Source organism: Flavobacterium sp. 25HG05S-40 (genome assembly GCF_052654735.1).
In genome coordinates this window covers 1,439,472-1,452,350 of record NZ_CP199750.1, presented here as the reverse complement: position 1 = coordinate 1,452,350, position 12,879 = coordinate 1,439,472, and the positions used below count along the sequence as shown (strand labels likewise).

At 34.9% G+C, this 12,879-nt stretch carries 12 protein-coding genes; 7 read left to right on the top strand and 5 right to left on the bottom strand.

The genetic code is table 11. The annotated features are described in order from the left end of the window. Position 1: 1 nt before the first annotated feature. Entirely contained in the window at positions 2-460 is a 459-nt protein-coding gene (locus ACULEU_RS06155; RefSeq protein WP_445454569.1) for a sensor of ECF-type sigma factor, read from the top strand. Between the two features lie 23 nt (positions 461-483). Here ACULEU_RS06155 and ACULEU_RS06150 read toward each other — a convergent pair whose 3' ends face one another. Further along, entirely contained in the window at positions 484-1,539 is a 1,056-nt protein-coding gene (locus tag ACULEU_RS06150; protein ID WP_445454568.1) for an oxidoreductase, read from the bottom strand. 137 nt (positions 1,540-1,676) lie between these two features. On the opposite strand from ACULEU_RS06150, the gene ACULEU_RS06145 reads away from it, so the two are divergent. The 5 genes from ACULEU_RS06145 (at position 1,677) to ACULEU_RS06125 (ending at position 9,855) form a co-directional block, all read left to right on the top strand. Further along, complete coding sequence (locus tag ACULEU_RS06145) at positions 1,677-2,906, top strand: hypothetical protein (protein WP_445454567.1); 1,230 nt, start codon at positions 1,677-1,679, stop codon at positions 2,904-2,906. Positions 2,907-3,051: 145 nt separating this feature from the next. After that, positions 3,052-5,019 (top strand): KUP/HAK/KT family potassium transporter, encoded by a 1,968-nt coding sequence (locus tag ACULEU_RS06140; protein WP_445454566.1) that lies wholly within the window; start codon positions 3,052-3,054, stop codon positions 5,017-5,019. Positions 5,020-5,088: 69 nt separating this feature from the next. Continuing rightward, positions 5,089-6,309: an RsmB/NOP family class I SAM-dependent RNA methyltransferase gene (locus ACULEU_RS06135; RefSeq protein ID WP_445454565.1), complete on the top strand. Its 1,221-nt coding sequence runs from the start codon at positions 5,089-5,091 to the stop codon at positions 6,307-6,309. Between the two features lie 8 nt (positions 6,310-6,317). Next, positions 6,318-7,433 carry an endonuclease gene (locus tag ACULEU_RS06130; RefSeq protein ID WP_445454564.1) on the top strand — a complete coding sequence of 372 codons (1,116 nt, stop codon included), beginning with the start codon at positions 6,318-6,320 and terminating at the stop codon, positions 7,431-7,433. 181 nt (positions 7,434-7,614) lie between these two features. Continuing rightward, positions 7,615-9,855, top strand: coding sequence for a DUF349 domain-containing protein (locus ACULEU_RS06125; protein ID WP_445454563.1), 2,241 nt, complete (start codon positions 7,615-7,617; stop codon positions 9,853-9,855). A 31-nt stretch (positions 9,856-9,886) separates the two neighbouring features. Here ACULEU_RS06125 and ACULEU_RS06120 read toward each other — a convergent pair whose 3' ends face one another. Together ACULEU_RS06120 and ACULEU_RS06115 are read right to left on the bottom strand one after the other, a co-directional pair. Continuing rightward, on the bottom strand, positions 9,887-10,303 hold the full coding sequence (locus ACULEU_RS06120; RefSeq protein ID WP_445454562.1) for a hypothetical protein: 417 nt from the start codon (positions 10,301-10,303) through the stop codon (positions 9,887-9,889). Further along, entirely contained in the window at positions 10,275-10,682 is a 408-nt protein-coding gene (locus ACULEU_RS06115) for a hypothetical protein (RefSeq protein ID WP_445454561.1), read from the bottom strand. Before ACULEU_RS06115 ends, ACULEU_RS06120 begins: the two co-directional genes overlap by 29 nt. Positions 10,683-10,875: 193 nt before the next feature. Between ACULEU_RS06115 and ACULEU_RS06110 the strand changes: the two genes are divergently transcribed. Continuing rightward, a complete protein-coding gene (locus ACULEU_RS06110; protein ID WP_445454560.1) occupies positions 10,876-11,238 on the top strand; it encodes a helix-turn-helix domain-containing protein in 363 nt (120 codons plus the stop codon). Positions 11,239-11,264: 26 nt separating this feature from the next. Here the strand turns inward: ACULEU_RS06110 and ACULEU_RS06105 are convergent, their stop codons facing one another. Continuing rightward, the gene (locus tag ACULEU_RS06105; RefSeq protein WP_445454559.1) at positions 11,265-12,188 is read right to left on the bottom strand and encodes an aspartate carbamoyltransferase catalytic subunit; all 924 of its coding nucleotides are present in this window, start codon (positions 12,186-12,188) and stop codon (positions 11,265-11,267) included. Between the two features lie 62 nt (positions 12,189-12,250). Continuing rightward, the gene (pyrR, locus tag ACULEU_RS06100; RefSeq protein WP_445454558.1) at positions 12,251-12,781 is read right to left on the bottom strand and encodes a bifunctional pyr operon transcriptional regulator/uracil phosphoribosyltransferase PyrR; all 531 of its coding nucleotides are present in this window, start codon (positions 12,779-12,781) and stop codon (positions 12,251-12,253) included. Positions 12,782-12,879: the final 98 nt, after the last annotated feature.

Below are 12,879 nucleotides of genomic sequence, written 5' to 3'. Positions count from 1 at the left end.
TATGAACATCAAAAATATATTTAAGCTACTCATAGTTCTTATTTCTGTAAATGCTATTGCGCAAGACGGACCCTTTATCCGCAAAAAGAAAGAACAGCTCAAATCGCTCAAAGTTGCTTTTATTACAAGTGAATTGTCATTGACATCAGAAGAAGCTGCCAAATTTTGGCCATTGTATAATGCCTATGAACAAAAGCAACAGGACATACGTAAAGAAAAATTAAAAGGCTATTTGGACCGAATGGATCAAGAATCCTTTGATAATTTATCCGATAAAGAAGCGGCTACTATTTTGACTAACATAGAAAACAGTGAAGACGAATTGCATCAGGCAAAAAAGAAATTTGTCGCAAGTTTAAAAGGAGTAATTTCGCCACTAAAAATTCTGAAGCTCAAAAAAGCCGAAGAAAATTTCAATCGAAAATTACTGCAACAATATCGAAACAAAAAAAATAAATAAAATAAAGAGAGCCTTTGCTCTCTTTATTTTTTAAACTCAATTCGGATAATCTTGTCCTTTCCAGCTGCAAATGCAGTGTTTTCATCTAGAAATCTAATAGTGTAAAGGGTTGTATCAGTAAGAAGTTGTTTCCAAGAATTTCCACGATCCGCCGAATAAAATAATCCTGATAGACCTACAGCGACTAATTGTTTACCTTTTGATTTTGGAACAAACTGTATGCAGGATGCGTAGCCAAACCCCGAGTTATCTGCAATGAGCTTCCATGTTTTTCCTCCGTCAAAAGTCATTGCCTTATTTTTGTGGTTTTGGTTGGGGATTTCATAATTACCGCCTGCAATTACTCCAATTTTATCATTGTAAAAATCAGCCGTGAATATTCCAGTCATTGATTTTCCCTGAACTATCGGTGTTTCAAAAACTTCCCATGTTTGCCCTTTATCCGGAGCATAAAAAACCCTTGCTTTTTTACCTCCAGATACTATCCAAGTGTGATTACCCTTAATACAAATATTGGTATTACTTGCCGCAAAAGCCGCTTCTCCATCAACTACTTTTGGTAGCATATCACAGGGGATTTTCTTCCAACTTTTACCGGAGTCTTTTGTAATTAGAAGGGAGAGACAATTTTCGGTTGGGTCACCAATTGCAATACCATCTTTATCATTCCAGACATTCATACTATCGTAAAAAGCTTTCTCGTTGTTTTCAGAATAAACTTTCTGGAGCTTAACATCTGATTTATTTATTTTAAAAATATGTGCAGGATTGCCAATATTGGCTATAAAAACCGACTTTGAATTTTGGGCAATCGCTCTGAATTCCAATTTTTCTTCTGTGTTTGGTATCGTTTTTTGCAGATGCGTGAGTGTCTTTGTATCATAATATCCAAACCTACTTTTATCAGCAGCATACCAAATTTTATCGTTATCAATAAGCAATGCCCTGATACTGATTTTATCATTCAAGATCGTATCAATAGCAACTGATTTAAAGCTAGTATTATCAGAAGAAGAAGATCGCGACTTACACCCAACACAAAGGACGAATATTATGAAACCTAAAAGTGATTTTTTCATTCGGAGTACTTGATTTATAAACAAATGTACACATTTTAAATAAGTTAAGATTGTATTAAAAAAGTTGAAAAAAAAGTTGTGGCACAGTAATTGGTTAGGTGATAAAAAGAATATCCAATTACTAAAACATATATATTATGAAAACTAAAATTGTAACCCTGACCCTACTGTCTTTGTTGAGTATTTCAACAGCTTTTGCACAAGACAGAACTACAGTTACTGCAAATAACTCCGATATCAGTGATAATTTAGATTTACGTGCCGTGGCCTCCATTTTTGGAGATTCTGATAATTTGGAAGATTTTGAAATAAGACTGAATGATCCAAGAGCCCAGATTTCAAATTTGGATTTGAATGGTGATAACCAAGTAGATTATTTACGTGTCATAGAAAGTGTTGAAGGTAATGCGCACCTAATCATTATTCAATCGGTTTTAGGTCGTGATAACTTTCAGGATATAGCGACTGTTGAAGTAGAAAGAGACAGAAACAATAATATTCAGGTTCAGGTCGTTGGTGATGTTTATATGTATGGTAACAATTACATCTATGAGCCAGTTTATTCCTATACTCCAGTAATTTACAACTCGTTTTGGGTTAGAAATTATCGTCCCTATTATTCTTCTTGGTATTGGGGTTATTATCCAAGTTTTTATGTAGCTTGGTCTCCATTCCCAATTTATACCTATCACAATCGTATAGGAATTTATATTAATCACAATCACCATTATAATTATGTAAATTACAGAAGATGTGGTGTGGCTTATAACAACTATTACAACGGAAGAAGAGGAAATGCCTATGAGAGACAATATCCAAGTCGTTCTTTCTCACAAAGAAATAATGGCTACTCGAACCGTCGCGAATTGGTTAACACCAGAAAGCCAGAAATTTCAAATACAAGAAATGCTGTTGCGGCTAACAATACCAGAAACAATTCGGTTGAAGCAAACTCACCAAGACCTACGAGAGTAGTAAATGGTTCTAATGAAATTAAAAACGGTGCCACTCCGAGAAGTCAGGGAATAAGAGGATCTGAATCTCCAAGAAGTGTAAGCGTTCACGAGGGTTCATCTCCTAGAGGCAATGCTAATACGAGAAACTATGATGCTCCCCGAAACACCCCAAGCACAACAAACAACGAGTCACCGAAAAGCGTCAGAAATACTCGTAGTTCAGAATCACCACAAAGTGTAGCCACTCAGGGTAATACAAGAACAAATCAAAGTCCTAGAGCAGAAGCTCCACGAAATGTACAAAGAAATGAATCTCAAAGAAACTCCTCGCATAGAGATTATTCTCAGCAAAGAGGGAATTCCCAAAGAAGTGAAGGAAGTTCGAGAGGAAACGGAAACAGAAGAAGTTGAGTTGAATAGTTATAGTTTAAATTGTTGAGAAAAGGCACTGCAGAAATGTGGTGCTTTTTTTATGAGCCAACCCAAAATAAAATCCTTAAAAAAGTAATTGAGTTAAAAATATAGTACATTTGTAACCGTTTTTTAACATATTATTATGAGTACCCATAATCATAAACTTCATAGTACACTTAGTACTGCAGGACTGCTTATTACATTAGGAATTATTTATGGAGATATAGGAACTTCTCCTTTGTATGTAATGAAAGCTATCATTGGAGATAGCGTTATCAGTAAAGATTTAATTTTAGGAGGACTGTCTTGTATCTTTTGGACACTGACGTTACAAACAACCTTAAAATATGTTATCATAACCTTAAGCGCTGATAATCATGGCGAAGGTGGTATTTTTGCTTTATATGCACTGGTAAAACGTACTAAAATCCAATGGCTTATTGTACCTGCTATCATCGGAGGAAGTGCATTATTAGCTGACGGAATAATCACTCCGCCAATTTCCGTCTCGTCCGCTGTAGAAGGTTTAAAAATTTTCAAACCGGACATTCCTATTAAACCAATTGTAATCGGTATCTTGTTTATTCTTTTTACAATTCAACAATTCGGAACAAAATTGGTAGGCAAATTTTTTGCTCCAATGATGTTAATTTGGTTTTCAATGTTAGGAGTATTAGGGGTTATACAAATGATGACCAACCTTGAGGTTTTTAATGCGATAAATCCATACTATGCCTACCATTTATTAACCTCAGATGTAAGCGAACAAGGATTTTTTATTTTGGGTGCTGTCTTTTTATGTACCACTGGTGCAGAGGCTTTATACTCCGACATGGGACATTGCGGCAGAAGAAATATTCGAATTAGTTGGATTTTTGTAAAATCAACATTAATCTTAAATTATTTTGGACAAGGTGCATATCTGTTAGCGCATCAAGGAAAAACTTTAACGGAATTAGGTAGCTCAAACCCAAATCCATTCTATCTCATTATGGCCAGTTGGTTTCAACCTATTGGAATTGTAATTGCAACCTTAGCTGCTGTAATTGCTTCTCAAGCCTTAATCAGTGGTTCATTTACATTAATTAATGAAGCCATGCGTTTGAATTTTTGGCCTAAAGTTAAAATTAATTATCCTACCGATGTCAAAGGTCAATTATATATCCCTTCCTTAAACTGGTTGTTGTTTTTAGGATGTGTTGGTATCGTTTTAAAATTTGAAGACTCCGGTGAAATGGAACATGCCTACGGTTTAGCAATTGTATTGTGCATGATTATGACCACTATTCTATTGAATTATTATTTGATAATGAAAAGAGTAAAATGGTACTTTATTGCCCCTTTAATTATTCTCTATTTAACCATAGAATTTTGCTTTTTAGGTGCCAATATTTTAAAATTCTTTGATGGAGGTTATGTAACTTTATTCATTGCTTGTTTCTTGATTGGTATAATGACAGTTTGGTATTTGGCGAAAAAAATCAGCAAAGCTTACACCAAAATTGTTAAGATTGATAATTATAAAAAAGTACTTGCCGAATTAAGTGTCGATTTATCTATTCCGAAATATGCTACCCATTTAATTTACATGACCAACTCAACTCGCACTGATGAAATTGAAGAAAAAGTTATGTATTCCATTCTTCAGAAAAGACCGAAACGCGCAGATATGTATTGGTTTGTTCATGTGAACATCTTAAACGAACCTTACCGAAGAGAATACCGTGTTTCCGAAATTATAAAAGATGATTTGTATCGTGTTGATTTCAATTTAGGCTTTAGAGAGCCAACCAAAATCAATCTGATGTTCAAAGAAGTAATTCGGGATATGGTACAAAATGGCGAAGTTGATGTGACCAGTCGCTATGAGTCGCTGAATAAAAACAATATTATTGGTGACTTCAAGTTCGTACTTTCTGAGAAATTCTTATCCAATGACAGCGATTTAACATTCTTCGAAAAAATTGTAATGAACGGATACTTTTTACTCAAAAAACTGAGTTTATCTGAAGAAAAAGGATTTGGTTTGGATAGTAGCTCGGTGAAAGTTGAACAATTTCCAATGGTACTTCATGCTCCGGAAAAATTCGAAATGGTTCGTATACGCTAAATGTTTCTGACCTTTTAACAGTACGGTTAATAAAAAAGCAATATCTTTGCCCGCTGATTTTTTTACACCATGCGATTACATCGAAATTTAGTTTACACCACCATTGACTCCCTAAATGCCATCTTTAACGAAGGCGAATATGCCGACAAAGTCGTGGCTCGTGCCTTGAAAAAAGACAAACGTTGGGGAAGTTCCGACAGGAAATTTGTGGCCGAAACTATCTATGAGATTGTTCGTTGGAAACGCCTCTATGCCGAAATTGCCGAAGTAAAAGAACCTTTTGACAGAGACGATTTATGGCGTATGTTTTCCGTTTGGGCTGTATTACGCGGTTACACTATTCCGGATTGGAGACAACTGGAAGGAACTCCGGCTCGAAAAATTAAAGGAAGATTTGACGAACTTTCTAAAATCAGGAAAATGCGCGAATCTATTCCGGATTGGATGGATGAACTAGGTGTTCGTGAATTGGGAGAAGATCTTTGGAATAAAGAAATAGCTGCCCAAAACCAACCTGCCAAAGTAATCCTTCGGGTCAATACGCTAAAAACTACTAAAGAACAGCTTCACGCCCTTTTAATGGATCTAAACATCGAAACGGAATTTTTAAAGGACCAACCCGATGCCTTAGTTTTGAAAGAAAGAGCCAATGTATTTTTAACAGATGCTTTCAAAGAAGGTATGTTTGAGGTACAAGATGCCTCATCTCAATTGGTAGCCGCTTTCTTAGATGTACAACCTGGAATGCGCGTAGTGGATACTTGTGCCGGTGCCGGAGGTAAAACCTTACATATGGCATCGTTAATGGAAAATAAGGGACAGCTTATTGCGATGGACTTATATGAGAGTAAACTAAAGCAATTAAAATTAAGAGCCAAAAGAAATGGGGCTTTCAATATAGAATACCGAATAATTGATAGTACCAAAGTTATCAAAAAATTACACGAAAAAGCAGACAGAGTCTTGATTGACGCTCCCTGTAGTGGACTAGGAGTTCTAAAGAGAAATCCGGATGCCAAATGGAAACTGCAACCCGAATTCATCGATAATATCAAAAAAGTTCAGGCTGAAGTTTTAGAAAATTATTCGAAGATTGTAAAACCGGGAGGAAAATTAGTGTATGCAACCTGCTCTATCTTACCCTCTGAGAATCAGGAACAAATTAAGCGTTTTTTAACAACGGAGACCGGAAAAACTTTTACCTTTGTTAAGGAAACCAAAATCCTGGCCCAAGAAACTGGTTTTGACGGATTTTATATGGCGCTGTTAGAAAGAAAAAAAGATATATAAAAATACAAATGAAAAGAATCTTAACCTCATTACTACTAAGTTTTTCTCTACTAAGTATAGCCCAGACAAAATCGGGTGATACTAATGCTACCATGTCAATTCCTCCCGGTTATTACAACACCGCAACTGGAACAGGATATACATTAAAAACGCAACTTTTCAATATCATCAATGGTCATAATGACAGAGGATACGGAGGTTTGTACACAACATACTTAACATCTGACAAAGATTTTTATTATGAAAATAATGGAACGATGCTCGATATGTACACTGAAAATCCAACTGGTGATGAATGTGAGTTTACCTACGGAGTTAATCAGGACGACGGAACACTCGGTAATAACGAATGTGAACGATACAATAGAGAACATTTAGTGCCACAATCAGTTTTTGGGGGTGCATCAGGAACACCAATGTATTCCGATGCGCACTTCGTTGTACCATCAGATAAACATGTAAATGGAGAACGTGGTGATTTTCCTTTCAGTAGAGTGAATACACCATCTGGAATTTATTCTAATGGTTCTAAAAAAGGTTCTAATCTTAATGTAGGTTACTCTGCTGGTTACACAGGGACTGTATTTGAACCTATTGATGAATTCAAAGGTGATATTGCCCGAATGTTACTCTATTTTGCCACCCGTTATGAAGATCTGGTTGCCGGATGGAATTATGCAATGTTCAACAATACAAGCAATCAGGTTTTTACCAATCAAGCGATAAATGTTCTGTTGACATGGCATAACAATGATCCCGTTAGCACAAGAGAAATCAACCGAAATGATGCTGTTTATGCACGTCAGAATAACAGAAATCCGTTTATTGACCGTCCTGAATTTGCAATGAGAATCTGGGGAAGTTTATTAAGTACTTCGGTTTACAATCAATTAAATGCGGTTGCCGTATATCCAAATCCGTCCAATGATGTAGTCAACATTACTACTGATGTTGTTCTTGATGAAATTGACATTATCACCATCAATGGTCAGGTTTTACAACAAATCAAAAAACCAACTTTCGAAAACAATACCTTTTCAATAACTAATTTACCGAAAGGATTTTATTTCTTAAAATTAACAACTTCAGGGAATTCAGTTACCAAAAAAGTTTTAATAAACTAAGAAAGATACTCTTATACACTACTAAACGCTGTTGAGATTCAACAGCGTTTTTTTGTTTTTAATCGAATAAGTATTCTAAATAGTTCAGAAATAGCAATGAATGCATTGATTTACTTTGAATTTTAGAGCTTCTTTACTATCTTTCGCCCTCAAATTGTGTAACCCTTAAAACATTTTACAAATGTTAGAAGAAAAGAATGATAACCTGCAAGATGCAGATGGAAACGTAGCGGATGCATCACAAGAAGTGACCATCACTGAAAATCAAGAGATTCCTGTTGTAAATCAAGAGGAAAATGTAGCTGTTGAAGAAATAGAATCGCCATCAGTAGAAGAAACTTCTGAAGAGCCAACAGCAGCAAAAGCGGGCGTTTTAACCGAAGAACTTACGGAAGACGAAATCGAATTAGCCGCTGAAAAAGAAGAACTAGTCGAAGAAACTGTTGCCGAGGAAGCAGTTATTGCTGATGAAACTCTTGTAGAAGAAGCTCATGCAGAGGAAGAAGTTATCGTTGAAGAAACTCCTGCAGAAGAAGTAGTTGCAGAAGCAACTGAAAATGTAATTGAACTTACTGACGAAGAAGTTGCCAATGACACTCCGGTTTTTCAAACAGATAATCAATCGGTAATCAACGCTATCGAAGAAGTAAATGCTGAAGAGAGTGAAGACGAAACCCTAAAAGACCGTCATGACATTCCAATGCTGGATTATGATGCGCTATCCATGGAACAATTGATAGATGAATTAGCTGTATTGGTTGCGGTAGAAAAAATGATGTCGGTTAAAGACCATGTGGAAGAGCTTAAGAAAGCATTCTTATCTAAATATTATCATTTTATTGATGAAAAGAAAGAGGAATTCCATGCTGAAAATCCGGATACTACAGAAGATTTTCACTATCACTTCCCTTTAAAAACAAAATTTGACCAATTATACTCTCACTATAGAGACAAAAAAAATAATCACTTTCAAAGTCTACAAAACAGCTTAAAATCAAATCTCGAAAACAGATTGGCTATTGTAGAAGAATTGAAAAATTTAATACACAGTCAGGAAAGCATTCCGGTTACTTTAAAGAAATTTAATGATATCCGCGATCGTTGGAAAGTGGCTGGCCCAATTCCGAAAGACAAATACAATCACGTTTGGAATAACTATCATTTTCATTTAGAGAATTTCTATGATATACTCCATTTGGATAGAGAAATTCGCGACTTAGACTTCAAACACAATTTAGTTCAAAAACTTAAGATCATTGAGCGTGTTGAAGAATTGGTAAAAGAAGAGGACATCAACAAAGCATTCCGTGAACTACAAGATTTACATCGAATCTGGAAAGAAGATATTGGTCCGGTTTCCAGAGAAAGCAGGGAAGAAATTTGGAATAAGTTTAGTGAGCTGACCAAACAAATGCACGATAAACGGGAAGCTCAATTTGAGAAACTTCGCGAAGTGGAAGTGGCTAACTTAGAGAAAAAGAAAGAAATTATTGCTCAGATTGAAGTATTGGCTCAAGAAAAGGTCAATTCTCACGCGTCTTGGTTAGCACAGATTGAAAAAGTGGAAGCGTTACGCAACCAATTCTTCGCGGCCGGAAAAGTACCCTCAGAAGTAACGGACCAAACTTGGGGAGATTTCAAAAATGCGGTAAGAAGTTTTAATGTACTTAAAAACTCTTTTTATAAAGACATTAAGAAAGACCAAAACGACAACCTTTCCAAAAAACAAGCTTTGGTTGCTAAAGCCAACGAATTAAAGGAAAGTACCGATTTTGCAGCAACAACGCCTATTTTCAAACAAATTCAGGAAGAATGGAAAACTATTGGGCATGTACCAAGAAAATTTTCAGATAAACTTTGGGCCGAATTTAGAGCGGCTTGTAATGAATATTTCGAAAAACTGAAAGAACAAAAATCAGAAGTTAACGAAGAGGAAGTACTGGCATTCGACAACAAAAAAGCGTATTTAGAAACCATCAAAAGCTTTGAATTGGTTGGCGATCATAAAACCGACTTAGATGCTATAAAAGCACATATTGAAACTTGGAAAGGATTTGGTAAAGTGCCTTTTGCCCGTCGTCATGTTGAAGGAAAATTTAATAAAATTTTAGATTCTTTATTTGAAAAGTTAAGTGCCAGTAAAAAAGACAACGAAATTGCACGTTATGCCAATCGTTTGGATCATCTTGCCAATACGGATACTCGAAAACTAGACAATGAAAAAGTATTCATCATGCGTAAGATTGATGAAGTGCAAAGCAGTATTTTCCAATTGGAAAATAACATTCAGTTTTTTGGTCGAGCAAAAGCTGATAATCCAATGGTAAAAGAAGTAATGAAAAACATTGAGAAAGCGAAAGAAGAATTAGCCACTTGGAAAGAAAAGCTAAAACAACTTAGAAATATCAAAACAGAAGATTAAAAGAAAAACCCCGATAATTCGGGGTTTTTTATTACTCATCTTTTATTGTGATAATAATTTCATCTTCAAATTTATATTCACCTTTCTTATAAATATCTTTATTGATAAGAAGAATTTCATAGGTGTATATGCCTTTTGGTATAAGGAAAAGACATTCTTTACCGTCTTTTTGTATTACAAGTTCTTTCTTTACCTGATCACCATTTTCGTCCGTCCCTGAAATTTTAAAAGTTATTTTATCAACTAGTTTGTTTTTTACACAAACACTTTCAATAGTTTTACTTTCAGGTTTTGAATCAGATTTTGCAACTTTAAAAACGGTTAAACCACTAAGTAGTAACTCACCTCCTTTTAAAAGTTTGTCAATATCAGACTGAGCATTAGAAGTAGTTATGAAAAACAGTAGCAACAAAAAGGAACTATTTAGTGTTTTTCTCTTTATAATCATCTATAACTCTATTTTTCTCTATTATATATTTTGCATACAAGACTTCGTCTTTCTTAAATAAATCTAACGCACATTGTGGATATTTATCTTTAGTGTATAAGAAAAAGTCTCCTTTGTATTCCTCATCTTTACATTCAGAATTTAAATTTGTTGCTACCATTCTTCCACATTCTCCAACTTTTACATTTGTACTTGAAACTAAATAAGTTGCAAATCCATCACTACTATAAACCCTAACATTAACAGTATAACAACCGGCAACAGCATCTACGAGATCAGATTGCACATATAAGCTTGGACCAGGCCTGCTGTCAGTTTGAGCTACAGAACTACAACTAAATAATACAACGGCTAAAAAGCCAAAAATCAAATTTTTCATTTTATTAAATTTTAATTGTTATAAATATTTTTTTTACTAAAATTCCTCGAGATAAATTTTGTTTTGTAAAATTCAGAATTAAATAATAAATTTCCTATGTGAATTTGACAGCATATATGTAAGTTTTTTTTTGCATATATGCGCAATTTAAACAAAATTATCCTATTTTTATAACTCAATAAAAAAATGAATTATGGCTAAATCAAATTTTATAGTAAAGGAAAAACTTAAAAAATTACGTGTTGAAAAAGGTTTTAAACAAACGGAATTTGCTGAAAAAGTTTATATGGATCAATCACAATATAGTAGACGAGAATCAGGAAAAGTTACTATTTCCGATGAAGAATGGGATAGATTTGCACTAGCATTAGAAGTAAATAAATTAGAAATTTTTGAGTCAGAATCAAGGACTATTAATATTGTAAACAATAATGATAATAAAGATAATTCTATAAATGCATTTGAAATAACCATCAAAGCACCAAACCATTTTTTTGATGATTTAAATAGAAAAATGGATTTAATAATAAATAAAATTGGCGGAAACCAATATTAATAAAAGAAAATAATCGGGGTTTTTTATTACTGTATTTTTGAAGCTAAAAGATAAATGACCGCCATTCTGATGGCCACTCCGTTTTCAACTTGGTCCAAAATGACTGATTGTTTGGAATCGGCAACATCCGAAGTGATTTCAACACCGCGGTTTATTGGTCCGGGATGCATAATGACTATTTCTTTACTCAACGAATCCAAAAGTTGTTTATCCACACCATATTGCTGAGCATATTCTCTTGTTGAAGGAAAATAGTTGACATCCATACGTTCGTTCTGAACACGTAGCATATTGGCAACATCACACCATTCTAAAGCCTTTCTCAGATTAGGTTCCACGGTTACTCCCAAACTCTCAATATATTTCGGAATCAGTGTTTTTGGCCCACAAACTTTTACTTCAGCGCCTTGCATTTGAAGAGCATAAATATTGGACAACGCTACTCTCGAATGCAAAATATCGCCCACAATAACTACTTTCTTTCCTCCTACTTCACCCAATCGTTCTTTGATAGAATAACTGTCTAGAAGAGCCTGAGTGGGATGCTCATGTGCACCGTCTCCGGCATTCACGATACTGGCTTTTACGTTTTGTGATAGAAAATAAGCCGCACCCGGATTGGCATGACGCATGACAACCATATCAACTTTCATCGAAAGAATGTTGTTTACCGTATCAATTAAGGTTTCTCCCTTTTTTACTGATGACTGGGCTGTTGAGAAACTAATGACATCCGCAGAAAGTCTTTTCTGAGCCAACTCGAAAGACAGTTTAGTTCGAGTACTGTTTTCGAAAAAGATATTGGCAATGGTAATGTCGCGCAAAGAAGGCACTTTTTTAATAGGACGATTGATGACTTCCTTGAAATGGTCTGCCGTTTCAAAAATCAAATCAATATCCTGCTTTTTCAGATATTTTATGCCTAATAAATGGTTGACTGATAGTTCCAATTTGTTGTATAGTTAGTTGTGTTGTATCTATATTCTATAGTCTTTTTTCTTGCTTCTTGCTTTTACATTAAATATACTGCGTCTTCTCCATCCTTTTCTTTCCAGCATACTTTTACTTTTTCATTTGCAATTACATCTACCTGTCGCCCTCGATAATCGGGTTGTATCGGCAAATGACGGCTGAATCGTCGGTCTATCAAAACCAAAAGCTCAATCTCAGCAGGTCTCCCGAAGGACTGTACGGCAGTTAATGCTGCTCGAATACTTCTTCCGGTAAACAGAACGTCATCTATAAAAACTACTTTTTTATCTTCTACCAAAAAATCGATTTGTGTTTTGTTGGCATCTAATGGCTCTCCTCTGCGGAAATCATCGCGAAAAAAAGTAATATCTAGGAATCCTAACGGAATGTTTTTGATGTTATATTCGGTTTCTAAAATAGATTTCAATCGTTGTGCCAATGAAACACCGCGTGGCTGAATACCTATAAGTACTGAATTGGAAAAATCAAGATGATTTTCGATTAACTGACAAGCCAAACGATGGAGTATGATATTGACTTCTTTGGAAGTGAGCAATACTTTTTGACTCATGGTAGTGTTGTTTGGAGTGTAAAAGTAGTACTTTTTATTGAGTGAGTCAAATTAGTTATGAGTCGTAAAGTAGGAGTTATGCGTTTTGGGTTAACTAT